The sequence below is a fragment of the Roseovarius litoreus genome, from assembly GCF_900142765.1.
Taxonomy (GTDB): domain Bacteria; phylum Pseudomonadota; class Alphaproteobacteria; order Rhodobacterales; family Rhodobacteraceae; genus Roseovarius; species Roseovarius litoreus.
Map to the genome: position 1 here is coordinate 104,399 of NZ_FRCB01000006.1, position 25,101 is coordinate 129,499.

The 25,101-nt window shown below is 62.9% G+C and carries 27 protein-coding genes and 1 tRNA gene; 24 read left to right on the top strand and 4 right to left on the bottom strand.

The window, feature by feature from the left end; genetic code table 11:
* Nucleotides 1-95 precede the first annotated feature (95 nt).
* Complete coding sequence (locus F3H35_RS12675) at nt 96-344, top strand: accessory factor UbiK family protein (RefSeq protein ID WP_007817563.1); 249 nt, start codon at nt 96-98, stop codon at nt 342-344.
* A gap of 8 nt (nt 345-352) precedes the next feature.
* Here the strand turns inward: F3H35_RS12675 and F3H35_RS12680 are convergent, their stop codons facing one another.
* Nucleotides 353-1,060 carry a hypothetical protein gene (locus F3H35_RS12680; protein WP_149779936.1) on the bottom strand — a complete coding sequence of 236 codons (708 nt, stop codon included), beginning with the start codon at nt 1,058-1,060 and terminating at the stop codon, nt 353-355.
* Between the two features lie 168 nt (nt 1,061-1,228).
* Between F3H35_RS12680 and F3H35_RS12685 the strand changes: the two genes are divergently transcribed.
* The 9 genes from F3H35_RS12685 to F3H35_RS12725 all read left to right on the top strand — a co-directional run bounded on the left by F3H35_RS12685 (nt 1,229) and on the right by F3H35_RS12725 (nt 8,449).
* The gene (locus F3H35_RS12685; RefSeq protein ID WP_149779937.1) at nt 1,229-1,456 is read left to right on the top strand and encodes a hypothetical protein; all 228 of its coding nucleotides are present in this window, start codon (nt 1,229-1,231) and stop codon (nt 1,454-1,456) included.
* Between the two features lie 474 nt (nt 1,457-1,930).
* Nucleotides 1,931-2,431, top strand: a complete 501-nt coding sequence (locus F3H35_RS12690; protein WP_149779938.1) for a type III secretion system chaperone family protein — start codon at nt 1,931-1,933, stop codon at nt 2,429-2,431.
* Between the two features lie 91 nt (nt 2,432-2,522).
* Nucleotides 2,523-3,338: a pyrroline-5-carboxylate reductase gene (gene proC, locus F3H35_RS12695; RefSeq protein WP_149779939.1), complete on the top strand. Its 816-nt coding sequence runs from the start codon at nt 2,523-2,525 to the stop codon at nt 3,336-3,338.
* Nucleotides 3,331-3,672 carry a tRNA-binding protein gene (locus F3H35_RS12700; RefSeq protein ID WP_149779940.1) on the top strand — a complete coding sequence of 114 codons (342 nt, stop codon included), beginning with the start codon at nt 3,331-3,333 and terminating at the stop codon, nt 3,670-3,672. The genes proC and F3H35_RS12700 overlap by 8 nt, the downstream gene beginning before the upstream one ends.
* Nucleotides 3,669-4,628: a 2-hydroxyacid dehydrogenase gene (locus tag F3H35_RS12705; RefSeq protein ID WP_188129961.1), complete on the top strand. Its 960-nt coding sequence runs from the start codon at nt 3,669-3,671 to the stop codon at nt 4,626-4,628. The genes F3H35_RS12700 and F3H35_RS12705 overlap by 4 nt, the downstream gene beginning before the upstream one ends.
* 89 nt (nt 4,629-4,717) lie before the next feature.
* Nucleotides 4,718-5,839: a beta-ketoacyl-ACP synthase III gene (locus F3H35_RS12710; RefSeq protein ID WP_149779941.1), complete on the top strand. Its 1,122-nt coding sequence runs from the start codon at nt 4,718-4,720 to the stop codon at nt 5,837-5,839.
* A 190-nt stretch (nt 5,840-6,029) separates the two neighbouring features.
* Nucleotides 6,030-6,623, top strand: a complete 594-nt coding sequence (locus F3H35_RS12715; RefSeq protein ID WP_149779942.1) for a transglutaminase-like cysteine peptidase — start codon at nt 6,030-6,032, stop codon at nt 6,621-6,623.
* Between the two features lie 772 nt (nt 6,624-7,395).
* Nucleotides 7,396-7,650 (top strand): hypothetical protein, encoded by a 255-nt coding sequence (locus F3H35_RS18880; protein WP_188129962.1) that lies wholly within the window; start codon nt 7,396-7,398, stop codon nt 7,648-7,650.
* A gap of 28 nt (nt 7,651-7,678) precedes the next feature.
* Complete coding sequence (locus F3H35_RS12725) at nt 7,679-8,449, top strand: choice-of-anchor K domain-containing protein (RefSeq protein ID WP_149779943.1); 771 nt, start codon at nt 7,679-7,681, stop codon at nt 8,447-8,449.
* A gap of 47 nt (nt 8,450-8,496) precedes the next feature.
* Here F3H35_RS12725 and F3H35_RS12730 read toward each other — a convergent pair whose 3' ends face one another.
* Nucleotides 8,497-9,456: a LysR family transcriptional regulator gene (locus tag F3H35_RS12730; protein ID WP_149779944.1), complete on the bottom strand. Its 960-nt coding sequence runs from the start codon at nt 9,454-9,456 to the stop codon at nt 8,497-8,499.
* Between the two features lie 111 nt (nt 9,457-9,567).
* Here F3H35_RS12730 and F3H35_RS12735 point away from each other — a divergent pair, with 111 nt between their 5' ends.
* From F3H35_RS12735 to aroA, 11 genes are all read left to right on the top strand, one after another.
* Nucleotides 9,568-10,434, top strand: coding sequence for an ABC transporter permease (locus F3H35_RS12735; protein WP_149779945.1), 867 nt, complete (start codon nt 9,568-9,570; stop codon nt 10,432-10,434).
* Complete coding sequence (locus F3H35_RS12740; RefSeq protein WP_223228404.1) at nt 10,434-11,237, top strand: ABC transporter permease; 804 nt, start codon at nt 10,434-10,436, stop codon at nt 11,235-11,237. Before F3H35_RS12735 ends, F3H35_RS12740 begins: the two co-directional genes overlap by 1 nt.
* 56 nt (nt 11,238-11,293) lie before the next feature.
* Nucleotides 11,294-12,436 carry an extracellular solute-binding protein gene (locus F3H35_RS12745; RefSeq protein WP_149780066.1) on the top strand — a complete coding sequence of 381 codons (1,143 nt, stop codon included), beginning with the start codon at nt 11,294-11,296 and terminating at the stop codon, nt 12,434-12,436.
* Nucleotides 12,437-12,515: 79 nt separating this feature from the next.
* Nucleotides 12,516-13,586, top strand: coding sequence for an ABC transporter ATP-binding protein (locus tag F3H35_RS12750; protein WP_007817587.1), 1,071 nt, complete (start codon nt 12,516-12,518; stop codon nt 13,584-13,586).
* A gap of 4 nt (nt 13,587-13,590) precedes the next feature.
* The gene (locus F3H35_RS12755) at nt 13,591-14,943 is read left to right on the top strand and encodes an aminotransferase family protein (protein ID WP_149779946.1); all 1,353 of its coding nucleotides are present in this window, start codon (nt 13,591-13,593) and stop codon (nt 14,941-14,943) included.
* Nucleotides 14,944-14,956: 13 nt separating this feature from the next.
* A complete protein-coding gene (locus F3H35_RS12760; protein WP_149779947.1) occupies nt 14,957-15,883 on the top strand; it encodes a BKACE family enzyme in 927 nt (308 codons plus the stop codon).
* A 4-nt stretch (nt 15,884-15,887) separates the two neighbouring features.
* On the top strand, nt 15,888-16,376 hold the full coding sequence (locus F3H35_RS12765) for a GNAT family N-acetyltransferase (protein WP_149779948.1): 489 nt from the start codon (nt 15,888-15,890) through the stop codon (nt 16,374-16,376).
* A complete protein-coding gene (locus F3H35_RS12770) occupies nt 16,373-17,395 on the top strand; it encodes a histone deacetylase family protein (protein ID WP_149779949.1) in 1,023 nt (340 codons plus the stop codon). The genes F3H35_RS12765 and F3H35_RS12770 overlap by 4 nt, the downstream gene beginning before the upstream one ends.
* Nucleotides 17,392-18,495 (top strand): NAD(P)/FAD-dependent oxidoreductase, encoded by a 1,104-nt coding sequence (locus tag F3H35_RS12775; RefSeq protein ID WP_149779950.1) that lies wholly within the window; start codon nt 17,392-17,394, stop codon nt 18,493-18,495. The genes F3H35_RS12770 and F3H35_RS12775 overlap by 4 nt, the downstream gene beginning before the upstream one ends.
* 11 nt (nt 18,496-18,506) lie before the next feature.
* Entirely contained in the window at nt 18,507-18,857 is a 351-nt protein-coding gene (locus F3H35_RS12780) for a RidA family protein (protein ID WP_007817596.1), read from the top strand.
* A 165-nt stretch (nt 18,858-19,022) separates the two neighbouring features.
* Nucleotides 19,023-20,372 (top strand): 3-phosphoshikimate 1-carboxyvinyltransferase, encoded by a 1,350-nt coding sequence (aroA, locus tag F3H35_RS12785; RefSeq protein WP_149779951.1) that lies wholly within the window; start codon nt 19,023-19,025, stop codon nt 20,370-20,372.
* Nucleotides 20,373-20,402: 30 nt separating this feature from the next.
* Here aroA and F3H35_RS12790 read toward each other — a convergent pair whose 3' ends face one another.
* Complete coding sequence (locus tag F3H35_RS12790; protein WP_149779952.1) at nt 20,403-21,026, bottom strand: cysteine hydrolase family protein; 624 nt, start codon at nt 21,024-21,026, stop codon at nt 20,403-20,405.
* Nucleotides 21,027-21,211: 185 nt separating this feature from the next.
* On the opposite strand from F3H35_RS12790, the gene F3H35_RS12795 reads away from it, so the two are divergent.
* The 3 genes from F3H35_RS12795 (at nt 21,212) to F3H35_RS12805 (ending at nt 24,704) form a co-directional block, all read left to right on the top strand.
* On the top strand, nt 21,212-22,366 hold the full coding sequence (locus F3H35_RS12795) for a CaiB/BaiF CoA transferase family protein (protein WP_149779953.1): 1,155 nt from the start codon (nt 21,212-21,214) through the stop codon (nt 22,364-22,366).
* A 138-nt stretch (nt 22,367-22,504) separates the two neighbouring features.
* Entirely contained in the window at nt 22,505-24,562 is a 2,058-nt protein-coding gene (locus F3H35_RS12800; protein ID WP_149779954.1) for an ASKHA domain-containing protein, read from the top strand.
* A 68-nt stretch (nt 24,563-24,630) separates the two neighbouring features.
* Nucleotides 24,631-24,704: transfer RNA gene (locus tag F3H35_RS12805), tRNA-Gly, on the top strand.
* A 33-nt stretch (nt 24,705-24,737) separates the two neighbouring features.
* On the opposite strand, the gene F3H35_RS12810 is transcribed toward F3H35_RS12805, so the two are convergent.
* On the bottom strand, nt 24,738-25,058 hold the full coding sequence (locus tag F3H35_RS12810) for a hypothetical protein (protein ID WP_149779955.1): 321 nt from the start codon (nt 25,056-25,058) through the stop codon (nt 24,738-24,740).
* Nucleotides 25,059-25,101 lie beyond the last annotated feature (43 nt).

Consider the following 25,101-nt stretch of genomic DNA (forward strand, 5'->3'; position numbering starts at 1 on the left):
GCGTCTGTGTGCCTTTGGTTGTCGAAAGAAGTCAATCCTTGTCCCGGCCGGGCGCAGGCTCCATATAGGGGGAAACTGTAACGCCGGAGAGACCCATGCAAACCCGCAACAAGGTTCTGGACGATATCTCGCAACTCATGACCAACGCCATGGGCGTCGCTCAGGGTGCGCGCGAAGAGGCCGAGACTGCGATGAAATCCATGATCGACCGCTGGCTGGCGGACCGTGATTTCGTCACCCGCGAGGAATTCGACGCCGTGCGCGCCATGGCTCAGAAGGCCCGCGAGGAAAACGAGGCGCTGAAAGCCCGCCTCGACGCCCTCGAAGCCGCATCTCGCGGCTGATCGGCGCTCTACTCCTCGGGCGCGGGCGCCCGCACGCCCGTGTTCGTGCCGCTGTCCGCTTCCGTGTCCGCCCCGCGCCAGACCACGGTTCCCAGGATCGTCAGGGCGTCCAGCGCCGGACCCCGGACCACACAAGGCGGCTCGGAGCGTTTCAGCCCCGACAGAACCATCAGCCCCGGCTCAGGCTGAGACACATAACTCATCCCCAGCTGCCCGTTGCGCAGATAGGCCCGGATCGCGTGGCCCGTGACCTTGCGCTGCCCGCCATCGACAAGGCACAGCGCCCCCTCGACCACCAGCGGTGACAGCCGGTCATCCGGCGCGATCACGAAACTCAGCTTTTCGGGCGTCAGCCCGCGCATCTCCAGCCACTCGCGCGCAAGGCCGATCGGCGCGGTCTGCCCATAGCGCCGCTCGCTGGGGTGGAACGGAATCGGCAGAAAGCCCGGTTTCGGCCCCTCGGCCCCGCCGCCCGGCTCGCCGAATCCCGGTTGCGCGGCGTTGCGCGGCTCCGCGCCATTATCGTGCAGCGTCAGCCGCAAGCCCATCGCGTCCAACACCTCGACCAGTTTCGATGTCTGGATATCGCGACCGTCCCGGATGCTGCGCAGCATGTTCAGATCGATGCCCAGCTTCCGCGCATAGCCTCGCAACCCGTGCCGGGCGATGCCCTCGTTGATACCGTCTCTCAGGATGTCGAAACTGAACTGTGTCACAGGCGCGAGTTTGCACGAAACTCCGTTGTTGACCAGAAGGTTAATTGATTACACAATGTGTAAATGGTGACGCAAATATCGTGGCTTGCGCGTGGACGAGGAACCTGAAAATACCGTTGCCCCCCAAGGTTGCGCAGCCTGCCGTCAGCCTTTCTTGGATGGTCCGCGATGACCGACTGCGACCCAGCCTCCGATCTTCTGCGGGCTCTGGAAGACATGCTGGCGCAGGCCCGCCGCCTGCGCGAAGAGCTGAGCCAAGTGTCCGACCCGGCCGAACGTGCCCAGATTGTCGCCGAGCTGCGCGACACGCTTTCGCAACTCTCCACCCTCCTGTCCGAGATCGACGCGATGGGCGGTATGGACTTCCTCTTCGCCTCGCCCGTGGGCCGGGCCTGACCCGCGTCGTCCGGTCGATCATCACGACCGCGTCACGTTCTCATGCGCCGCCATGCCCCTCGGGCACGCGCCCGGCCGATATCTGCGGCGGGGGCGGGCAGGGGGCGCGCAGGGGGCGAAATACGGGAGTTGTGTACGGGATGGACACAACTCCCGTTTCGCTCGTCTTATTTCGTCCCAAACCCGTGTAGGATTTGTACCAAACCTACGCATTTTTTCCGGCGACGGGGCCATGCTGTCATGCCTTTGTCACACTGGTGTATATCGCCTCTGGATCAGCCTGCTGCATCTTGAGGCCATTTTCAAGTCATCCACAACTTATTGCGGTTATCCTCAACAAATAGCTTTACAGGGTATGCCAAACCACGCACCATATCTTGTAGGACGGGTGGAATCCTCCCCCTTCCTTAGAGCAGGCACCTAGCGCTTGGGGCGCTGCAAAGCCCCGGCGCTACAGCAAAATGAGGTGGCGCCATGGCACTGTCCGAGCAGTTCTTGCAGGAAGATCTCCATCCGATTGATATCGTTGAACATCTTGCCGAACATCACGACTGGGAATTTGATCGTATCGGCGACGATCAGATCGCAATGGCCGTAGAGGGCCAGTGGCGCACCTACTCGATCACGCTGGCCTGGTCCTCCTATGATGAAACCCTCCGCATGGTCTGCACCTTCGAGATGGAACCTCCCGAAGAAAAAATTCCTGCACTTTATCATATACTTAACGATGTGAACGATCAGTGCTGGGCCGGCGCTTTCACCTATTGGGACGAACAGAAACTGATGGTCTACCGCTACGGTCTGGTGATGACCGGCGCCCAAGCCGTCAGCCCCGATCAGGTGGACACCCTGATTCATGCCGCCTTCACCAATTGCGAGCGTTTTTATCCGGCTTTTCAATTGGTTGTCTGGGGCGATCAAACTCCGGAACAGGCCATTCAGGTCGCCATCGCCGAAGCTTTCGGCCGCGCCTGACCGCCCAAAACCCTCTCCGCGGCGCCATTGCACACCCCCGGCGCCGCGCGTATCCCTACCATGATCATAAATTGGGAATGGGAATCGGATCATGGATATGGACGAATTGGCCCGCCGCGGCCTTGTTTTATTGGGCTGTGGCAAGATGGGATCGGCCATGCTGCAGGGCTGGCTGTCCGGCGGACTGCCCCCCAAATCCGTCTGGGTGATCGATCCCAACCCCTCGGAGTGGCTGCAATCGACCGGTGTGAACATCAACACCGATCTGCCCGCCAGCCCCGCCATCGTGCTGATCGCCGTCAAACCCCAGATGATGGGGGATGCCCTTCCCGCCATTGCGGCGATGGGCAATGCCGAAACGCTCTTTGTCTCGGTCGCTGCCGGAACGCCGATTTCCTCTTTTGAACAAGAACTTGGCGCGCAAAGCCCGATCATCCGCGCGATGCCCAACACCCCCGCCGCCGTGGGTCGGGGCATCACTGCGATCATCGGAAACGCCCATGCCCGGCCACAACATCTTGATCTGGCCGAAACGCTTCTTTCCGCCGTAGGACAGGTGGTGCGCCTCGATCACGAGGACCAGATGGATGCCGTCACCGGCGTCTCCGGCTCCGGTCCGGCCTACGTGTTCCACATGATAGAATGCATGGCCCGCGCCGGCGAAGCCCAGGGCCTCTCGCCCGAGCTTGCAATGCAGCTGGCCCAAGCCACCGTCGCCGGCGCCGGCGCCTTGGCCGAAGCCGCCGACGAGACGCCCGCGCAGCTCAGGGTCAATGTCACAAGCCCCAACGGCACCACGCAGGCCGGTCTCGAGGTGCTGATGGACGAGGCCAAGGGCTTGCCTTTATTGATGAAAAAGACCATCGCCGCCGCCGCCGACCGCTCGCGGGAGCTGCGCAATGGCTGACCTGATCTCGATCGACGATTTCCTCAAGGTCGATATCCGCGTCGGCACCGTGATCCGCGCCGAACCCTTCCCCGAGGCTCGCAAACCCGCGATCAAGCTATGGATCGACTTCGGACCCGAGCTTGGCGAAAAGAAAACCAGTGCTCAGATCACCGCGCATTACAGCCCCGACGACCTGCCGGGGCGTCAGGTGATCGCCGTCACCAACTTTCCGGCCCGCCAGATCGGCCCCTTCATGTCCGAAGTGCTGGTGCTTGGCCTGTCCGATGAAAAAGGCCAGATCGTATTGCTGGCCCCCGACAAACCTGTGCCCAACGGGGAGAAGATGCATTGAGCCGCGTATACCTGACCCGCCCCCTGCCAGACCGCGTTCTTGCGCGTGCCCGGGATCTCTTCGACGAGGTCGAAGTGCGTGAAGAGACCGCGCCACTCAAGATAGGGCAGATGCGCGCCGCGCTGGCACTCTATGATGGGGTTTTGCCAACGCTTGGCGACATGTTCTCGGCCGAGGTGTTTTTGGATACCGAGAACCCGCGCTGCAAGGTGCTGGCCAATTTCGGGGTGGGATACAACCATATCGACGTGCGCGCCGCCCGCGCGGCGGGCGTCATGGTCACCAACACCCCTGGCGCCGTCACCGATGCCACCGCCGATATCGCCATGACCCTGATCCTGATGAGTGCGCGCCGCGCTGGCGAGGGCGAGCGGCTGGTGCGCGCCGGCAAATGGGAAGGCTGGCACCCCACGCAGATGTTGGGCATGCATGTCTCGGGCAAGACGGTGGGGATCATCGGCATGGGCCGGATCGGTCAGGCGATCGCACAGCGCTGTCATATGGGGTTCGGGATGGATGTGGTCTATTACAACCGCTCGGAAAAGGAGTTGGCCTTTCCCGCCACGCGCGCCGACAGCCTGCAATCGCTGGCCGAACAGGCCGATATCGTCGTTGTCGCCGTGCCGGGTGGGGCCGAGACGCACCATATGATCGGCGCCGATCTTTTTGCCGCGATGAAGCCAACCGCGCATTTCGTCAACATTGCCCGTGGCGACGTGGTCAACGAGGTGGCGCTGATCGCCGCGCTGCAGGTTGGTCGCATCGCAGGCGCTGGCTTGGATGTCTATGAGCACGAACCCGAGGTTCCAAATGCCTTGCGCAGCATGGAAAACGTGACGCTCTTGCCGCATCTGGGCACGGCCGCGCTCGAGGTGCGCGAGGCGATGGGGATGATGGCGGTCGATAACCTTTACGCGGCCTTGCACGGCGAAACGCCACCGAACCTTGTGAATTAGACGCATCAAAGCCGGGCTGCCGCGCCGTCACGCTTGACCTTGCGGCAGCCATCGGATGATCTGATGGCGTCATCCGGAGGAGGGGCCCGATGCACAGACCCGCCATTACAGGCAGCGGCGTTTTCACGCCCGATCAGGTTATCACAAATGATGAGCTGGTCGCTGCCTTCAACGCCTATGCCGAGCGTTTCAATGCCGAAAACGCCGACGCCATCGCGGCGGGCCACGTTTCGGCCAAGGCGCCGTCTTCGTCGGAATTCATCCTCGGAGCCTCGGGGATAGAGCAACGTCATGTCATGGACAAAACCGGCGTTCTGGACCCTGCCGTGATGCATCCACAGTTTCGCCAGCGAAGCGATGATGAGCCGTCGATCATGGCAGAGATGGCGCTGGATGCCGGGCGCAAGGCGCTTGAACAAGCCGGGCGGCGCGCCGATGAGGTCGATCTGGTGATCTGTGCCGCCTCGAACCATGAGCGCCCCTATCCCGCTATTGCCATTGAAATTCAACAGCTTCTGGGGGCTGGCGGCTTTGCGTTCGATATGAATGTCGCCTGTTCCTCGGCCACTTTCGGCATTCAGGCGGCCTCCGACATGATCCGCTCTGGGTCAGTGCGCTGTGCGCTGGTGGTCAGTCCCGAGATCTGCTCGGGCCATCTGGAATGGCGCGACAGGGATTGTCATTTCATCTTCGGAGATGTCTGCACGGCGCTTGTTCTGGAACGCGCCGAAGACGCCAAAGGCGCACATTTCGTCGTGCGCTCCACGCGCTGCGCCACGCAGTTTTCCAACAATATCCGCAACAATAACGGGTTTCTGCGCCGCACCCGGCCCGATGGCTTGAAGGATCGCCGCGACATGCAGTTCATGCAGGAAGGCCGTAAGGTCTTCAAGGAAGTGCTGCCCATGGTCTCGGCGCATATTGCGGCGCATCTGTGGGACGAATCCGTGGAGGCCAGCGATCTGCGGCGTCTTTGGCTGCATCAGGCGAACAAGTCGATGAACGATTTCATCGGCAAGAAGGTCATGGGCCGCGTGCCCGAACCCGACGAACAGCCCAATATCCTGCAGGATTACGCCAATACCTCGTCCGCGGGGTCGATCATCGCGTTTTCCAAGTATTCCAGTGACCTGCAGCCGGGTGATGCCGGTCTGATCTGTTCCTTCGGGGCGGGATACTCGGTGGGTTCGGTGCTGGTCGAGCGCGGCTGAAGCGCGCCTTTCATTTCGCATCAAGCCTCGTTTACAGGGTCGCTCCGCGATCTTCTGTGCCTCGGGCCGCGCCATGAGATCAAAATAGTTTCGCCAAACTTACGTCATCTTTGGCACGGATCTTGCGGTATCGCCATGCCGAGTTTCGGCGCTGTCGACCATTTGTCGCGATAGTGAGGATACCTGTAAGATGCATATCATTCAGAAGTTTTTAATGTCCCAAGCGCCACGCTCCCTTCTTTTCGGGGCGATCGGCATGGTGATGTCTGCCGCTGCCGCGACCGCGGGCAACACCTTCCTGCTTGCAAGCGTCGAGATGCCGCCGCCGAACGGAGCAAGGAATATCTGCGCGAAATACGATTGGGCTTGTGGCGGTCAGGTCAAGGCATCGCTCAGCGTCGAGCAAGAACTGGCATTGGTCAAACAGATCAACACTCAGGTCAATGCATCGGTGAAGCCCGCCTCGGACCGTGGCCAGTTCCGCAGCGGGGATTACTGGTCCTTGCCGACGGCGTCGGGGGGCGATTGCGAAGATTTCGCTCTTCTTAAGAAACGCGAGTTGGTGCGCCTTGGCGTGGATCACCGCAAACTGTTGCTGGCGACGGTCCTTGACCGCAAAAGGGTGCCGCATGCCGTCCTGGTCTACCGATCGGATCGGGGCGACCTGCTGCTGGACAATCTGACTAACGATATCCGCGATTGGCGATCCTCGAGATATATCTTTCTGAGAATGCAGAACCCGCAAAACCCACGAAGCTGGGTCGGTGGTTTTCAGCAAGGCTGACCCAGCTAAACTTACCTGAAAGACCGGAGGCCGCACGCCCCGCGCAAGCGTGGCGCGCGGCTTTATTGTTTCAAATATGAGCACTTTCGGCGCATCGCCGGCTCATTGCACGGCCGTGTGAAACGCAGATTGCGTCACGCCGTTTCCAAAATGGAAAAAGTTTATATCCAGATTTGTCAACAATCACACTATATGTTGTGATTTACACTGATAAAAATCAACATTTTGATATATACGCGAATCCTTCATTCTGGAAACAGGCAGAATGTGTCGAAAATCTGGCGGGAATGCGTTAAGAATCGAAAATGTTTAGATCAGTTATAACGTGTAGACCATTTATTAGGTGAAAGTTTGTGTTCCGCTGTGGGGGCGTAAAGAGCAGACTTTGGGAGAATAACTTTGAAACGCAAATTTGTGGCTTGGACCACGATTGGAGCATTTTGCTCTCTGGCAACTTTGGCCGCCCCTGCAATCGCTGATACAAGATGCACCGCCTGGACGGCCATGACGACGCAATCCGTCGAAGAGCTGTGCGAATGTGATCGCGTGACCCGTGGATTTGTCGCCCAGCTTCAGCGCAGCGCCAGTTTCGCATCCATCCTCGCCGAAACCCAGTTGGCATGTCCCGGTCTGGCCGTTGTGCTGACCGAGGTCGAGACCTTCTCGACTGCCGCCGCATCGGGCGTCGGCAACGGGCCGGGTGTCGGCGCCGATGGCGGCGGAGGCCCTGGGGGAGTCGGCGGCGCAGGTGGCCGTGGCGGCGGTGGCGCTGGTGGTGGAGCCGGTGGTGGCGCTGGTGGCGGCGCTGGTGGTGGAGCCGGTGGCGGCGCTGGTGGTGGAGCCGGTGGTGGCGCTGGTGGTGGAGCCGGTGGTGGCGCTGGTGGCGGCGCTGGTGGTGGAGCCGGTGGCGGCGCTGGTGGTGGAGCCGGTGGCGGCGCCGGTGGTGGAGCCGGTGGTGGAAGAGGCCCCGCCGGTTGAGGCGGTGACGCTCCACGCCGTGCCCTGCGATATTTGTTCGAACCTGTAATGCGCCTGATCACATTGAGGAAAACAAGATGAAACTGACAGCAGCAATAATGCTAACCGCTACCTGCATGACCGGCGCAATGGCGCACGCGGCGACGGTTGATATAAGTACATCCGGCACATGGTCCAATGCTGCGCCTGACGATGTGTTTGGCTTGCAGATCACCGACGAGGGAAGCCGCATTGCCTGGGGTGACCCTGTGCCAAAAGGTCCAGAAGATCTCGGACCGCAAAGCGCATACAGGTTCGATGGTGTCGATGCGAAAGACGTTTCGAACGAGTTCTCTCTTGGTGTCTTCACACATGAGAACTTCGCTATCTGGCTCGACACTGAAACCTTCTATGAAAGTTCCCCGGGCGCTGCTGACGGAGATAAGCCCACAATAACCGGCGCAACCCTAACCGTGGATATCGAAGGCGATATTCATGGCCATGTCTTCAGTTTTTCTTCGGTCTTCAACTTTCTGCATGATGAAACCGATAATACGTGTGTGAATGTGTCTGGCGCGGCAGCGGATTGTGACAATGATATCGTGACCTTGGTAAGCTGGTCCGCAGCCCCGCAAACGGTGCGCGTCGGAGATTTGGTCTACACTTTTGAAGTGGACGGTTTCTATCTCGACGAACAAGGTGACACCCCGTTCACCAAATTCTCCACCATCGAGGAACAAGAGAACGCGGCTTATCTGCGCGGTTCCTATTCCGTGGCACCGATCCCGCTGCCGGCGACACTGCCTTTGCTGCTTGGAGCAATTGGCGGAATGGTGGCCTTCGGGCGCCGAAAGGCCCGCGCGGCCTGATCGCGGCAGCTTGGCCGGGGCTGGGGCAGGGGGCTGGCCCCGGCCCATCACCGATAGGTTCGGTCTTCCATGGGAGTCGCTTCGATCCGCTTGAGCAGCCGGTCCAGAAAGGACTGCTCGGCGCGATTGAGGCTCGCCTTGGGGTTCCAGACCACATGCACATCTATCGCGGGCGGCGTGTCGTAGGGGGGCAATTGCCACATGACACCGTCCTGCACATCGCGCTTGGTGACGTGAACCGGCAGGGGGCCGATCCCCAGTCCGGCGATGATCATCCGCCGCACCTCTTCAAGGTGGCCGGATGTGCCCACGATCAGATCCTCCATATTGGCCTCGGCCCGCATCACGGCCACCGGTTTCAGCGCATCCTGCAGGCGGTCGGTGTCGAAACTGACGGCGGAATGCCCCGCCAGATCCTCCCGCGTGAGGTTCTCGCGCCCGAACAAAGGATGCGGCGGCCCACAGAAAAGACCAAAAAATTCCCGGTAGATGCGCATGTATTCAAGGTTCGGGTTGCGTCGGTTCACCAGACATACGGCAAAGGATGAAAACCGCCCCGAGACGCTTTCGACGGCCTCGGACGAGGACAGCACGTCGATCGACAGCGTGGCCTTGGGGTGCTCGGCGTGAAATTCCGACAGGACGGCATCAAAGAGCGGGCAGATCACATGGCTGGCGAGCGCGATACGCACATGGCCTGTCACCTCGTCAGTCATTTCGCGCATCTGGGTTGATAGGCGCAGGATCGATCCCTGGATGTCTACCGCCTCGCGATAAAGAACCTGCCCCGCTTTCGTCAGTTCGAAATGCCCCGGTTTGCGGTCGATCAGACGACGTCCGACGCGGTCTTCCAGCCGTTTGAGCGCGGTCGAGACCGAAGGCTGCGTGAGCCGCAGCCGGTGCGCCGCTTCGGTGATCGAGCGGGACTGTCCCAGCACGACGAATGTTCGCAGCAGGTTCCAGTCCAGTTCGCGCATCAGACGGACAGCGCCGTCCGGGGTTTCCATAGTTTCGGTCAATAGTCAAAATTCCGATTATTTATTTGATTAATGCATGCCCCCTTTGCATCGTCAAGCCAAGCCCGGTGACAACGGGCCAGGGAACAAAGAGGGAGTGTCATGTCGGTCGAAGCCCGAGAGGCCCGACAGCCTTGGATATTGCTGTCTCCGGCGCTCACGGCGGTAGCGTTGCTGCTGTTCGTGCCCTTGCTGTTCATCGTGGTCTATTCGTTCTGGTTGCGCACTGCGACGGGCGCCGATCAGGTGGGCTTCTTTCTGGACAACTGGCAAGAGGCGCTGACGGACGCGTTTTACCGCGACATCCTGCTCAACACGCTCAAGATCGCCGCGATCACGACGTTCGTCTGCGCGGTCATGGGCTATCCCGCGGCCTATTTCATTGCCCGGTCCAAGGGAAACAAGGCGATCCTGCTGCTGTTGCTGATGCTGCCTTTCTGGATCAGCTACATCATTCGCACGATGAGCTGGATTAACATCCTTGGCGTGTCGGGGGCATTCAACAGCGCGCTTCTGGCGCTGGGCATCATCAATGAGCCGATCCAGATGCTCTATAACGAAACCACCGTGATCCTGGGTCTTGTGCATTTCCTTCTGCCCTTCATGGTGCTGAATGTCTTTGTCAGTCTGGACGGGATCGACACCAATCTCGAAGATGCCGCCAATTCGCTTGGCGCGACACGCTGGCAGGCGTTCCTGCAGGTGACCCTGCCGCTGTCGCTGCCGGGGCTGGCGGCGGGCGGGCTGCTGTGTTTCGTTCTGGGCGCCGGCACCTATATCACGCCGCTGGTTCTGGGCGGGCCGACTGACGCGATGTTCGCAAACCTCGTGTTCGAGGCGATCATCACGCAGCTCAACTGGCCGCTTGGGTCGGCCCTCAGCCTGATGCTGCTGGGGGTGCTGGGGGTTCTGGTTCTGATCTACAACCGTTATCTGGGCATGGCGCAGCTGATGAAGGGGCTGGGCTGATGCGCGAGTCGGGATCACTGGGCTGGGCATTGGTGCGCGCATGGACCCTGCTGGTCTACATGTTCATGTTCCTGCCGGTGGCGGTGGTTGTGCTCTTGTCCTTCAACGCCAGCCAGTTCGGAAGTTTTCCGATGACCGGGTTTTCCTTCCGTTGGTTCGTGGAACTGGCGCAGAACGACGCGATCCTGCGGGCGTTTCGCACCTCGATCGTGCTGGGGCTGCTGACGGCGGCGATCTCGACCACCTTGGGTGTTCTGGCCAGCCTTGCGCTGGTGCGCTACCGAGTGCCGGGGTCGAACCTGATTTCCACACTGCTGATCGCGCCAATTCTGGTGCCCGAGGTGGTGTTGGCGGTGGCGCTGCTGCTGTTCCTGAACTTCCTGCAGATCAACAAAAGCTTCACCCTGCTCTTGCTGGGCCATGTGATCTTCACCTTGCCCTTCGTCATCCTTGTGGTGCAGGCCCGTCTGGTCAGCATCAAGCGCGATGTCGAAGAGGCCGCAATGAGCCTTGGGGCCAGCCCGCGCCAGACCTTCTTCCAGATCACCCTGCCACTCATGATGCCGGCTGTTCTGGCTGGCGCGCTTTTCGCCTTCACCATCAGTTTCGATGACATCACCGGCACATTGTTCTGGAAGCCCGGCGGCGTGGAAACCGTCCCGACCCAGATTTTTGCCATGCTGCGCAATTCGATCAGTCCCGAAATCAACGCGCTTGGCACTGTGATGATCCTGATGACGGTCGGGCTGCCTCTGCTGGGGCTGGCGATTGCCCGGAAACTTTCAACCAAGAGCGGCACCTGAGAACCGCTGACGCAAACTGAACCCATGTCAACAAGGAGTGACCTATGACCAGGAAAATGGACAACACAACCCGCTACGAGCGTCTGCGCGAGCGCTACATGAACGGCGATATCGACCGGCGCGGCTTTCTGGGGCTGATCGGGGCCGCGGGCCTTGCTTACGGTGTGCAGACGCCCTTCGCCAAATTCGCCCATGCGCAGGCCGTGAGCCAGGTTCGCTTTGACGGTTGGGGCGGCGTGGTCTCCGAGGCGTTCCGCGAACATGCCTTCGATCCCTACACCGCCAAGACCGGTATCGAAGTGGTCGATGGCACATTCGGCGGGGGGGACGAATACCTCAGCCGCGTCAAGGCCAGCCAGGAAGGCGAATACAACATCGCGCATCTGTCGGGTGTGTTCGACTATGCGCGTTACCACAATCTTGGCCTCAGCACCGTGCTGAACGAGGACAACATTCCCAACCTGCAATACGTCATTCCCAAATTGGTCGACGTGTTCCGCGGGGTCTCGGATGGCAAGCTCTCTTGTGTGCCCTACGACTACGGCACCACGGGTCTTGCCTATAACCGCAAGCATATCTCGGACGAAGAGGCCAAGGAAAAGGGCGCGGGCCTGCTGATCGATGCCGCTTACAAGGGCAAGATCGCCGGCTGGAGCGATTGGCGCACCCGTATCTGGTATGCCGCGCTTCAAACCGGCCAGAACCCCAATGCGATCGAAGATATGGACGCCGTCTGGGATGCCGTGCGCCAGCATCGCGATCTGAGCCTGAAATACTGGGGATCGGGCGCCGAACTGATGAGCCTTCTGGCCGAGGAAGAAGTCTATGTGACCGAAGGCTGGTCCGGCCGCATCTACGCCCTGCAGGAACAGGGCCACGACATCGGCTATATCGATCCGCCCAATGGCATGGGCTGGCAGGAATGCCTGTTCGTCATCAAGGGCAGCCCGATGGAGGCCTGCGAAGAGCTGCTGAACTTCATGCTCGCGCCGGAAACCTCGATCGCGGTGGCTGAAGGGCAGAACTATCCGCCGGCACTCGATCCGCAGAAGGTGGATTTGGGTGCCAAGATCCCGACCCTGCCCGCCTTCGATCCCACGGGCACGCTTTCGGGGCTGACCTTTGCCGATCCGGCCTATTGGAACGGCAACGAGCAGGAATGGTCAAAGACCTTCGGCCGCGTGCAAAAGGGCTATTGAGCCAAACGATCAAGACCGGTCCCGCAGCCTTGTGCGCCGGGGCCGGTCGCCCCCAATTCCCCGCCACCGGAGGCCATGAATGAGCTCGGTCACTCTGAACAACATCGTCAAGCGGTTCGGCACCTTCACCGCCGTGCATCGCTCGTCGCTTGAAATACCCGAGGGAGCTTTTGTCACGCTTCTGGGGCCGTCGGGCTGCGGAAAGACGACCAACCTGCGCATGATCGCGGGTCTGCTGGACCCGACCGAAGGCGAAATCCTGATCGGTGGCAGACGTGTCAACGACGTGCCCATTCACAAGCGCAATCTTGGCCTCGTGTTCCAGAACTATGCGCTTTTCCCGCACAAGACCGTGGCCGAAAACGTGGCGTTCGGGCTGAAATACCGCAACGTGCCGTCCTCGGACATACCGCGCCGCGTGCAGGAGGCGCTGGATCTCGTGCAGCTTCCCAATGTCGGGGATCGCTATCCCAAGGCGCTTTCGGGCGGGCAGCAACAGCGTATCGCACTTGCTCGGGCCATCGTCATCGAACCCGATGTGCTGCTTCTGGACGAGCCGCTCTCGGCCCTTGATGCCAATCTGCGCGAGGACATGCGCGTTGAACTGAAGCGCATTCAGGAACGGATCGGCGTGACCACCGTCTTCGTCACCCATGACCAGTCCGAGGCACTGGCGATGTCCGACCAGATCGTCGTGATGTCCGAAGGCCGGGTCGAACAGGTTGGCGCCCCAGAAGAGGTCTACAACACGCCGGCCAGCGAATTCGTGGCGCATTTCCTCGGGGCATCGAACATCCTCGCGGCCCGCTGCGCGCTATCGGGCGGGGCCGTGACCTTGCATGAAAAGACCTTCGGCACGGTGCCCATCCCGGCGGCAAAAGCCCCTAGGATCACCTCCGAAGGCCCCGCCAAACTGGTGGTGCGCGCAGAAAAGCTGGTGCTGTCCACATCGCCTGCGCCCGAGGGCGTGATTTCGGTTCCCGCCACCGTGCAGACCGTCGATTATCAGGGCCAGTCGGTCCGCTATTTCGTGCAGGCCGGCGACACGCAGCTGCAAGCTATCAACATGATCGACGGTCATCCCTTCGCGGTTGGCACCAAGGTCAATCTTCATCTGCGGCCGCAGGATTGCGCCGCCTTGCCCGGATAATGCCATGACACAAAGACCAAGCCATCTGTTCTATCAGGGCCGCCAGCGCCGTCCGGTTCTGGATCAGGCGCGCGGCGTCTACATGTGGGATGTGGACGGCAAGCGCTATCTCGACGGATCCTCCGGGGCGATGGTCTGCAATATCGGACATTCCAACGAGAACGTGCTCGAGGCGATGCGCCGTCAGATGGAGAAATCGACCTTCGGCTATCGGTTGCATTTCGAGACCGAGGCCTCCGAGAAACTGGCTGCGAAGACGGCAGAACTTTGCCCCGAAGGTCTGAACCGGATCTTTTTCGTCTCGGGTGGCTCCGAAGCCGTGGAAAGCGCGATGAAACTGGCGCGGCAATACGCGCTGGCCACAGGTGAGGGCAGCCGCTGGAAGATCATCACCCGCGCGCCCAGCTATCATGGCTGCACGCTCGGCGCGCTGGCGATCACCGGCTACGACCCGCTGACCAAGCCGTTCGAGCCGATGATGCAGGCTATGCCCAAGATCCCCGCGCCCACCGCCTATCTTGACGGGCTCGACCCCGATGACGAGGCGACGGGCCATCACTATGCGGACATGCTCGAGGCGAAGATCCTCGAGGAAGGCCCCGAAAGCGTCTTGGCCTTCATGGTCGAGCCGGTGGGCGGTGCCTCGACCGGGGCGCTGCCCCCGCCGCGCGGCTACATGGAGCGCGTGCAGCAGATCTGCCGCAAATACGGCGTGCTTTTCATCCTCGACGAGGTCATGACCGGCGCGGGCCGCACCGGTGCGTTTCTGGCCGCCGAGCATTGGAACCTGACCCCGGATATCATCGTGATGTCCAAGGGCTTTGCCGCAGGCTATGTGCCGCTTGGCGCGATGGCGGCGCATGAACGGCTGGTCGAGGCGGTTCTGGACGATGGCGGTTTCCTGCACGGCTATACCTATGCCGGAAACCCCTTGGCTTGTGCGGCGGGTGTCGCCGTGATCGACGAGATCGAACGCAATGATCTCACCGGGAATTCGGCGGTGATGGGCGCGCGCCTGATGGAGCGTTTGACCGGTCTGATGCAACGCTATCCGATCATCGGCGACGTGCGCGGCATGGGCCTTCTGACGGCATTCGAATTCATGTCGGACCGTCGCACAAAGGCGCCTTTGCCCAAGCATCTCAAGGCCTTCGACCGCTTCGTGAACATCGCCTATGACAACGGTCTGATCGTTTATTCGCGGCGCACCCGCATGGGGCTGGAGGGTGACCATATCATCGTCGCCCCCCCGATGATCGTGACCGAAACCCATCTCGACGAGATCACCGAGATGCTCGACCTGTCGCTGGCTCAATTCACCGACGAAATCCGCCCCGAACTGGATCGCATCGCATAAGACAAGGCCCCGCATGTCCGACATCATCATCACCTGCGCCATCACGGGCTCGATCCACACGCCGTCCATGTCGCCCCATCTTCCGGTGACCGGCGACGAGATCGCCGCGCAGGCCCTCGGCGCCGCCGAGGCAGGGGCCGCGATTCTGCATCTGCACGCGCGCGATCCCGAAACCGGCCGGCCTTCGGCCTCGGTCGAGCATTTCATGGCCTTTCTTCCAAGCATCCATCAGGGCTGTGACGCGATCCTCAATCTCTCGACCGGTGGCAGCGCGATCATGAGCCTCGATGAGCGTCTGGCCACCCCGCGCCTTGCCGCCCCCGAAATGGCCTCGCTCAACATGGGGTCGATGAATTTCGCGCTCTATCCGATGGCCGAGCGGTTCACCGACTGGCAGCATGACTGGGAAAAACCGTTTCTGGAAGCCACCGACGATCTGGTTTTCAAGAACACGCCCCGCGATATCGCCCGCATCCTGACAGAACTGGGCACCGAACGCGGCGCGCGGTTCGAGTTCGAATGCTACGACCTCTCGCATCTCTACATGCTGCGCCATTTCGCGGATCGGGGCATGATCCAGCCGCCGTTTTTCATCCAGTTCGTGTTCGGCGTGCTGGGAGGGGTCGGGCCGGACCCTGAAAACCTGACCCATATGGTCCGCATCGCCGACAAGCTCTTCGGCGCGGATTACATGTTCTCGGTGCTCGCGGCAGGCCGCCACCAGATGCCGATGATCACCATGGCCGCCGCCATGGGGGGGCATGTGCGTGTCGGGCTCGAGGACAGCCTGACCATCGCCAGGGGCGAGCTGGCCACCAGCAACGCCGCGCAGGTCGCCAAGATCCGCCGCATCGTCGAGGATCTGGGCCGCACGGTTGCAAGCCCTGCCCGTGCGCGTGATATGCTCAGCCTCAAAGGCGCGGACAGGACCGCGATCTGACATCATGACCGCGATTACCTTCCGCCCCGTTCGGACTGACGATGACCTGACGCTGCTGGACGGCGCGCTGCGCGCGCTCAGCGCCGATCTGGGCGATACCCACAAGGCCAGCCGTGCCTGCCTGGCATCGGCGCTTCTGTCCGAGGTCGCGCCGGCGCATGGTCTGCTGGCGATGCAGGGCGACACACTCTGCGGGGCTGCTCTTTTCAGCCCCACGTATTCGACGGCGCGGGGGGCTGCGGGCGTCTATGTGTCGGACCTTTGGGTCGATGAAACCGTGCGTGGCTCTGGCCTCGGCCGCAGGTTGCTGGCCGCGGTTGTGCGCCACGCCGCACAGACTTGGCAGGCTGAATGGCTGACGCTGGCCGTCTACGATCATTCCGTTGCGTCGCGTGCCTTTTATGACCGATTGGGTCTCGTCCCGCGGACCGGTGCAACCGTGATGACCCTGGATCGCGAAGGGTGCCTCGAAATGATGAAGGACACAGGATGAAAGCGATTTTCGACGAACGGCAATGGCGGCATGACCCTCGGCATTTCATGGCCAACGGCAAGGTTCTGCCAAGCCCCGAACAACCTGCCCGCATCGCCAGACTGATCGAGGGCGCGCGCGCCGCCGGGTGCGAGATGCAGGCGCCCGACGATGCCGGGATGGGTCCGCTCGCCGCCGTGCATTCGCCTGAATACCTGTCGTTCCTTCAAACGATCTACACCCGCTGGCAGCGCATCGATGGCGCCGGAGACGAGGTGATCCCCAACATCCACCCCGCCAACCGCACCGACAGTTACCCGCGATCGGCGGTGGGGCAGGCGGGCTATCATCAGGCCGACACCGCCTGTCCGATCGGTGAAGGCACCTGGGAGGCGGCCTATTGGTCCGCACAGGTGGCGATCACCGGTGCAGATCTTCTGGCGTCGGGCGCGCGCGCCGCATATGCGCTGTCGCGCCCGCCGGGGCATCACGCCTTCGGCGATCTGGCGGGGGGCTTTTGTTTCCTGAACAATTCCGGCATTGCCGCCAAACGGCTGCGCGCCCGGGGCCTCTCCCCGGCGATCCTCGATGTGGATGTGCATCACGGCAACGGCACGCAAGGCATCTTCTATGATCGCGACGACGTGCTGACCGTCTCGCTCCATGCCGACCCGGCCCGTTTCTACCCGTTCTTCTGGGGCCATGCCGAAGAGCGCGGCACCGGCCGGGGCCTTGGCTACAACCTCAACCTGCCCTTGCCGCGCGGCACCGATGACGAGGGTTTTCTGCGCGCGCTCGATACGGCGCTCGCGCGCATATCCGCCTTCGGCGCGGATGTGGTGGTGGTGGCCCTCGGCCTTGACGCCTATGAGGGCGATCCCTTCAAGGGCTTCGCCGTCACGACACCCGGATTTTCCCGGATCGGCGCGGCCATCGCAGGGCTGGGGCTGCCCACGCTGTTCGTACAGGAAGGCGGCTATCTCTGCGACGAACTCGGCCACAACCTGACCGCCGTGCTGACCGGCTTCGAGGGCGCATGACACATCCCGACATCATCGTCATCGGAGGCGGGATCGCCGGCATCAGCGCCGCCGCTGAACTGGCCGCCCATGCCCGCGTCACGGTGATCGAGACCGAGGCGCAGCTCGGTTATCATTCCACCGGGCGCTCGGCCGCGATTTTCATCCGCAATTACGGCAACGCCACCCTGCGAGCACTCAATGCCGCCGCCGCTCCGGTGTTCGAGGCGCCAGAGGGCATCAGTGACCGCTCGCTGCTGTCGCCGCGCGGCGAGTTGCTGCTGGCGGGCGAGGACGAGCTCGGCACGCTGCAGGCCTATTGCGACGGCGCCTCCGGGATCGACCTGCTGGAGGCCACAGACGCGGTCGATCTGGTCCCCATCCTGCGCCCCGAGCGCATTGTTCGGGCCGCTCTGGAACGTGACGCTCAGGACATCGACGTGGATCGCATGCTGCAGGGCTATGCCCGGCTGCTCAAGGCACGGGGCGGGCAGGTGGTGACCAGCGCCCCCGTCACCGCCATCCGGCGAGGGCATGCCGCCTGGCAGGTCACCGCGGGCGATAGGCCATTCACCGCGCCCGTGCTGGTGAACGCCGCCGGGGCCTGGGCCGATCCGGTGGCGCGTTTGGCGGGTGTGGCGCCTTTGGGCATCACGCCGATGCGCCGCTCTGCGGCGCTTCTGCCCGCACCCAAAGGACATGATATCTCGCGCTGGCCGCTTTTCGGCTCGATCTCCGAGACCTGGTATGCCAAGCCCGATGCGGGCAAGCTGATGGTCTCGCCCGCCGATGAGGACCCGGTCGCGCCCCATGATGCCTGGCCCGATGACATGGTGCTGGCCGAAGGTCTGCACCGCTATGAACAGGCCGTGACAGTCCCCGTCACCCGTGTCGATCACAGCTGGGCGGGCCTGCGCAGCTTTGCCGCGGACAGGACACCCGTCGCAGGCTTCGCGCCTGAGGCGGACGGATTTTTCTGGCTGGCAGGGCAGGGCGGCTACGGCGTTCAGACAGCCCCGGCCCTCGCGCAGCTCACGGCGGCGCTTGTCACCGGGGCCGAACCCGGTCTATCGGATGCCACGGTCGCGGCGCTTTCGCCCGCCCGGTTTCACAGCTCCTGAAAGGACACCCCATGAGCGACATCACCCGCCATCATACCGGCCCGCGCATGAGCCAGATGGTCATCCATAACGGCATCGCATATCTCGCCGGTCAGGTCGGCGCCCCCGGCGAAAGCGTCACCGCACAGACCCAAAGCTGCATCGAAAAGGTCGAGGCCCTTCTGGCCGAGGCCGGCACCGACGCAACCCGCATGCTCAGCTGCACGATCTGGCTGGCCGACATGGCCGATTTCGCCGAGATGAACGCCGTCTGGGACGCCTGGGTGCCCGAGGGCCATGCCCCGACCCGCGCTTGCGGCGAGGCGAAACTGGCCACGCCCGACTACAAGGTTGAGCTGATCATCACCGCCGCTCTTCCCTGAGCCGGGGCCGGGCCGCCCGGTCTTTCGTGCGGCCCGCCTTTCATCGTTCCCCAAATACTCCCGCCGGAGGCATCCGCCCTGCGCCCAAAGCGCCTCTCGACGGTGATGGACGCGGCCGGATGCTTGCGCTATCAGGCGGGCGATCCATTGACGAAAGGCATCCCCATGTCCGGCCACGGCGCTCCGATTTCCATGACCTCGCACCGCTCCGGCGGGCTTGCCGGCACCGCCGATATTCCCGGCGACAAGTCGATTTCGCATCGCTCCCTGATCCTCGGGGCGCTGTCGGTGGGCGAGACGGTCGTGACCGGCCTTCTCGAAGGACAGGACGTGCTGGACACGGCCCGTGCCATGCGCGCCTTCGGCGCCGAGGTGGCGCGCGATGACGATGGCACATGGCGCATTCACGGCGTCGGTGTCGGGGGCTTCGCCGAGCCCGATCAGGTGATCGATTGTGGCAATTCCGGCACCGGTGTGCGGCTCATCATGGGGGCGATGGCGACCTCGCCGGTGACCGCCACCTTCACCGGCGATGCCAGCCTGAACAAACGGCCCATGGCGCGGGTGACCGATCCGCTGGCGCTTTTCGGCGCGCAGGCGGTGGGCCGGTCGGGGGGGCGTTTGCCCATGACCATCGTGGGCGCGCGCGATCCCTTGCCAGTGCGCTACACCGTGCCCGTTCCTTCAGCGCAGGTGAAATCGGCGGTGCTGCTGGCAGGGTTGAACGCACCCGGTCAGACCGTCGTGATCGAGCACGAGGCGACCCGCGATCATACCGAACGGATGCTGGCGGGGTTCGGCGCGCAGATCACCACCGAAGACACCGCAGAAGGCCGCATCATCACCCTCGAAGGCCAGCCCGAGCTGTCGCCTCAAACCATCGCCGTGCCCCGCGATCCCAGCTCGGCGGCCTTTCCTGTCTGTGCCGCGCTGATCACCGAAGGCTCGGACGTGCTGGTGCCCAATATCGGGCTGAACCCCACCCGTGCGGGTCTCTTCACCACCCTGCAGGAGATGGGCGCCGATCTGAGCTACGAAAACCTGCGCGAGGAGGGCGGCGAGCCCGTGGCCGATCTGCGCGCCCGCTTTTCGCCGGACCTCAAGGGGATCGAGGTCCCGCCCGAGCGTGCCGCATCGATGATCGACGAATACCCCGTGCTCTCGGTCGTCGCGGCCTTCGCCCAGGGTGCCACGGTCATGCGTGGCGTCAAGGAATTGCGCGTCAAGGAATCCGACCGGATCGAGGCCATGGCCATCGGTCTGCGCGCCAACGGTATCGAGGTCGAGGACGGTCCCGACTGGTGGATCGTGCATGGCCGGGGTCATGGCGATGTGCCGGGGGGCGCGACCTGTGCCAGCCATCTGGACCACCGTATCGCCATGTCGTTTCTGGTGATGGGTCTGGCCACGAACCAGCCGGTCACGGTGGATGACGGTGGCCCGATCGCCACCTCCTTCCCGATTTTCGAACCGCTCATGGCCTCGCTTGGCGCCGATATCCGCCGCGATGACTGATCCGGCCCGGCCGGGCGCATGCGATGTTGTTCAGACGACCCGCGCCCCCTGGCTGGTCAGCGCCTCGAGCACGGCATCGAAGGCGGCACTGTCCCTGGCGGCGATCCCGTCGCGCACCAGCTCCACCTCATAGCCTCGGTTGAGCGCGCCCTGCGCGGTGCGCGCCAGCCCCGCGCAGCCCTCGCGCCCCACAAGTCGCAGCCGCCCGACGCGCAGCATTTCCAGAAGCGCATCCAGCGCGCCGGTCTCGAACCCGTCTTCCACCGGCTTGACGATCACATGATCGGCCATGCCGCGAAACGCGGGCGCCAGTTCCACATCCGCGCCGCCGCGCATCGGTGCGCCGGGCCGGGTCAGCCGCACGATCAGCCGCGCCATCAGCCCGTGCCATTCCTGCCGCAGCGCGATCACCGGCTGATCGCGGTGCCGCGCCAGTTCCACCTCGCGCGCCACCGCGGCCTCGACGCGGGCGCGCGTTGCGGCATCGTGCTGTGCATCGGTCCAAAGGCAGTCCTGCAATTCGATCAGCAGCAGCGCAGCGCCCGCGCGTGGCGGCACCGGCGTGCCCTGACTGGCGCGCACCATGCGACGTGCAACGATCCACGCCCAGACCAGCAGCCCACCGGCCAACAGGGCCATAGCGGCCCATATCATCGCTGCCTGCCCGGATCAGCACAGCATCGCCCAGTCATACCTCGACCTCCCTCGCACCTGCACAGATGCTTTCGTCTGCACAATTCCCCGGCCAGAGGCAAGAACCGGGTTTGATCCGTGTCAGTGTCATGTCATGCCGATGCTCTAGGACTGGACCGGACCACGCCGCAAACAGGAGACCCGCCATGACCGCCCCTCTCGCACCGATCACCGTTCTCGATCTGACCCATGTGCTGGCCGGGCCTTTCGCCTCGATGACGATGGCCGACCTGGGCGCGCATGTCATCAAGGTGGAGCGGCCCGGAAGCGGTGACGACACACGGTCCTTTCCGCCCTTCAAGGCTGACAAGAGCGCCTATTTCGCCACGCTCAATCGCGGCAAACAGTCGGTCGCACTCGATCTCAAGGCCGATGCCGACCGCGCGCTGTTCGACCGGCTTCTCGAGCGGGCCGATGTGATTCTCGAAAATTACCGCCCGGGTACCATGGAAAAGCTGGGCTACGGCTGGGAGACCCTTCACGCCCGCTATCCGCGCCTGATCTATGGGGCGGTCAGCGGCTTTGGCCATACCGGCCCCGATGCCTTGCGCCCGGCCTATGACATGGTCGTGCAGGCGCGCGGCGGCGTCATGTCGATCACCGGCGAGAAAGATCGCGAGCCCGTCCGCGTCGGCGCCAGCATCGGCGACATCATCGCCGGGATGTACATGCTCCAGGGCGTGCTGGCGGCGCTTTACGATCGCGAAAGGACCGGGCTGGGGCGCAAGGTGGATGTGGCCATGCTGGATGGTCAGCTGGCCATCCTCGAACATGCTGTCGCCATCACCTCGGTCACCGGCACCCCGCCCGGTCCCTCGGGGGCGCGGCATCCCTCGATCACCCCATTCGAGACCTATCATGCCGCCGACGGTCTGTTCGTGATCGCCGCAGGCAATGATGCTCTTTTTGCGCGGTTATGCGATGTGCTCGGCCTGCCACTGGCCGAGGATCCGCGCTTTGCGACCAACCCTGCGCGCTGCGAAAATGCCCGGATGCTCAAGCGCCTGATCGAAGCGGTGACCATCGATCAGCCCAAGGCGCAATGGATCGAGCGTCTGGTCGCCGCCGGTGTGCCCACCGGCCCGATCCAGAATGTCGCCGAAGCGATGCGCGATCCGCAGATCCTTGCCCGCAACATGGTGGTCGATGTGCTGGATGCCGCCGGCAAGCCGGCCTTCACCGCAGCGGGAAATCCCATCAAGATCAGTGGGATGGAAGACCCCAAGACGCGCGGACCGGCGCCCGATCTTGATGGGGACCGCGCGGCGATCCTCGATTGGCTGGCGCGTGACGCGTCCTGAGGGCGGGCCCGTCTTGATGCCGGCATGACCTTCATGCCGCGCCTGTGACATTTTCTGACGGTTGCAGGCTGTAACCCGGCGGGCATTGCCTTATGTTCCGCCGTGCAACCAGAATGTCACGGATAAGGACACATCCCGATGTCGCAAGACCCCCTCGTCGTCTTCACCCCCTCGGGCAAGCGCGGCCGGTTTCCCAAGGGAACCCCGGTGCTGACCGCTGCACGGCAATTGGGGGTCGATCTCGATTCGGTCTGCGGCGGGCGTGGCATCTGCTCGAAATGCCAGATCACGCCCTCCTACGGCGAATTTTCCAAACATGGCGTGACCGTCCATCAGGACGCCCTGTCGGAATGGAACGCGGTCGAGGAACGCTATGACCAGAAACGCGGCCTCAAGCCGGGCCGCCGTCTGGGCTGTCAGGCGCAGGTGATGGGCGATGTGGTGATCGACGTGCCCCCCGAAAGTCAGGTCCATCGGCAAGTGGTGCGCAAGGCTGCCTCGGCCCGCGTGATCGAGATGGACCCCGCCACCAGGCTCTATTTCGTTGAGGTGGACGAGCCCGACATGCACGAACCCACGGGCGATCTGGAGCGGTTGGAACGCGCGCTGTCGCGCGAATGGGATATCCCCGCGATCCGTGCCGACCAGTCGCTGCTGTCCAAGCTGCAGCCGGTGTTGCGCAAGGGCAAGTTCCAGGTCACCGTCGCGCTGCATAAATCCCATACCGATGACGTGGCCCGCCTGATCGAGATCTGGCCGGGACTGCACGAAGACGGGCTTTACGGTCTAGCCATCGATCTTGGCTCCACCACCATCGCCGCGCATCTGACCGATCTCGACACGGGTGAGGTCAAGGCGTCTTCAGGCATCATGAACCCCCAGATCCGCTTCGGCGAGGACCTGATGAGCCGGGTCAGCTATTCCATGATGAACCCCGGCGGCGACCGCGAGATGACCAGCGCCGTACGCGAGGCCATCGACACATTGGCCGGTGAGATCGCCAAGGAGGCGGGGATCGATCCGCATCTGATCGTGGAAACCGTGTTTGTCTGCAATCCGGTGATGCATCACCTGCTTTTGGGCATCGACCCGGTCGAACTGGGGCAGGCGCCTTTTGCGCTGGCGACCTCGGACTCGATCTCGATGCCGGCCCGCGAACTGGATCTGACGACGATCAACCCGCGTGCGCGCACCTATATCCTGCCTTGCATCGCGGGCCATGTGGGGGCCGACGCCGCCGCCGTGGCCCTGTCCGAAGAGCCGGGTAAATCCGAAGACCTTGTTCTGATCGTCGATGTGGGCACCAATGCTGAAATCCTGCTGGGCGACCGCGCACGTGTGCTGGCCTGCTCTTCGCCGACCGGCCCTGCCTTCGAGGGCGCGCAGATCTCCAGCGGTCAGCGCGCGGCCCCCGGCGCAATCGAGACCATCCGGATAGATCCCGTCACCAAGGAGCCGCGCTTTCGGGTGATCGGCTGCGACAAGTGGTCGGACGAGGACGGCTTCGACGCGGAAACCGCCGCCTCCGGTATCACCGGCATCTGCGGTTCCGGCATCATCGAGGCGGTGGCCGAAATGCGCATCGCGGGCCTTGTGGATGAAAGCGGCCTGATCGGATCGGCCGAGGCAACGGGTACGCCGCGCTCGGTGCCCGAAGGGCGCACCCATGCCTATCTCATCCATGACGCCACCGCAGATGGCGGGCCACGCATTACCGTCACCCAAGGCGATATCCGCGCCATTCAGTTGGCCAAATCCGCGCTCTATGCGGGGGCGCGGCTGCTGATGGATGAACGCGGTGTGGACAAGGTGGATCGTGTCGTGCTCGCCGGGGCGTTCGGGGCCCATATCAGCCCGCTCCATGCCATGGTTTTGGGGATGATCCCGGATGTGCCACTGGACAAGGTGACAAGTGCCGGCAACGCGGCGGGCACCGGCGCGCGCATCGCGCTGTGCAATGTCGCCGCCCGCACCGAGATCGAACGCGTCGTGGGCCAGATCTCCAAGGTCGAGACCGCCATCGAGCCCAAATTCCAGGAACATTTCGTCGCCGCCAACGCGATCCCGCACAAGACCGATCCCTTCCCCGAATTGGGCCGGATCGTGACCTTGCCGCATGTCAGTTTCAACACCGGGGCCGGCGGCGATGGCGACGGCGAAGACGGGGGCCGCCGCCGCAGACGCCGGCGCGCCTGAAACAGGGCCGCGTGATAGCTTTCCCCTTGACCGGGCAAGGCGGATTTCATACCTAGACGTTCGCCCGGGCGGGTATGGTGAAAAGGTATCACGCGAGCTTCCCAAGCTTAAGTTACGGGTTCGATTCCCGTTACCCGCTCCAACATCCCGGCACGCAGCACGGCCAGTCGCCAGGTTACTCTATCGGTGTTTCGCTGTGCGGCTCATCCGTTCCAAGCTGGATCAATCCGGCCTGAAGCGGCAGCGCGATCGACATCATCAGGATCGCGATCAGCAGGATGATCACCTCGAGACCGGGCAGCCAATTCAATGACCGCGTATCCCACCAGCGCACAAGGCGCGGGCTATTGGGAAAATTCCCGGGCTGCTTCAACGCCTTGCGGCGCAGTTGCTCGGCCTTGTCCTGCCGGTCCGAGCCGAAAGTCGTCAGGCCCTCGTTTCTTGTGGTGCCGGGGGAATGAGGGGTGGGACGAGGATGGTCCTCGGTGTCGATCATAATTTTACCCTGTTGAAATAGCTCAAAGTCTCGTGTGATCCGG